The 1,480-nt window shown below is 52.0% G+C and carries 1 protein-coding gene; it reads right to left on the reverse strand.

What is annotated here, in order from left to right; genetic code table 11:
- Positions 1-3: 3 nt before the first annotated feature.
- Positions 4-1,395, reverse strand: a complete 1,392-nt coding sequence (locus tag ACODJP_RS13720) for an ISL3 family transposase (protein ID WP_422482458.1) — start codon at positions 1,393-1,395, stop codon at positions 4-6.
- Between the last annotated feature and the right edge of the window lie 85 nt (positions 1,396-1,480).

The raw sequence follows: 1,480 nt of genomic DNA on the forward strand, positions 1-1,480 counted from the left end.
GGCTCAGTGCAAAAATCTGGGGGAACGAGGCTTGTAGTAGGGTCTCCTGGAAGCAGCCATGAGCTTGAGGAAGAAGTATTCATCGTCGACAAATCCATAAGCATTGCGTTTGATGACCTTGGCGAGGTTGTTGGTTCCCTCCAGCTTGCCTGAGCTGATGGGATGGTATGCATGGTTGACAATACCCTGCAGATGGTTCTCCACGGTAGCAGCGAAAGAAAGAAGCTCGGGGATCTTGGATTGCCTGGCAATGTGGCACCACTGGTGCATACCTGATTCCAATACAAGTGGATCCCGTACTGCGTAGGCCAGCTTGAATTGCTCCAAGAGCACATAAGCGACATTGAGTCCCTTGTTTACCCCCATCAGCCTATCGAGGTGACTGAGCTTGCCCGTCCGTTGCCGGCGCCTGCCGGCAGGGATCTGTAGTCCTTTGCGCTCGTAGTTCTCGGACAGATCGCGGTTATTCTCCCGTGCCATTGAATCCTGTGCTTCAAGTGTCCTTCGATTCGATAGCAGGATGAACCGGCCTCCTTTGAGTTCTTCATAAGTCGCCCGATCCTCCCTCTCCAATGCCTCTTGTTGCAACCGGCGGCGTAGCTTCGTAATAACGCTGTCCCCGTAGAGCTTGATGAGGTGAAACGGGTCGTAGACGATCTGGATGTGGGGAGCTGCCTCTTTGAAAGCACTGTCATACTGGGCGTTCATGTCCATACTTACTGCCACTACCTTGCTTAGCCACTGTTTACCGACATACTGTATGAAGTGTTGTACCTGTTGCTTGCGCTTGCCCGCCTCGCAGAATAGTACATGGCCCGTCTCCAGGTCAATGACTACGGTAGCGTAGCGATGGTGGCTGTGGATGCTGATCTCATCAATGGCGATGTACCGCGAGGGTGTTTTGGGAGCTTTCCCATACAATCCTTCCAGTCTTCCCTTATCGAGCGCTTTCACCAGATGTACGTTTAAGCCCAACAGGCGATGGACCGTTTTGTTCGTCATGCCATAACCCAGATACCGGCTTACCAAACGTGCATATCGATCGGTGATGAAATGACCATCCGTTTTAAACGGAATGTCTTGGCTCACCTCTGCTCCACAGCAACTACACCGGTGACGCTGGTATCTTACTTCAAGCAGGTGTTGTGCATTGAAGATAGGAATATCCCGTATATGTACCGTCTCATAGGCGTGTAGGCGCATCATTGACGAACAGCGGGGACATGCCGAAGGTACGGGCAGTGTAACAGTACCTGCGGTACGTACCATGATGCTGCCATCGGCGCAGGGAAGGAATTCGGGATCGGTGGTCACATCGAAGTGTGGCAATTTGTGGGCAACGGTGATACAGTCGTGCATGGCAGGTTCTCTTCCTTGAGCTTTTAGTTTCGTCACCAAAAACTCTACAGGATTGGACCTGCCATTTCCATATCTATTTCACCTGCTCTTCCCCCCCAACCCCAGAAAAACTCACTGAGCC

The sequence above is a fragment of the Pleomorphochaeta sp. DL1XJH-081 genome (assembly GCF_049310885.1).
Lineage (GTDB): Bacteria > Spirochaetota > Spirochaetia > Sphaerochaetales > Sphaerochaetaceae > CAYZJV01.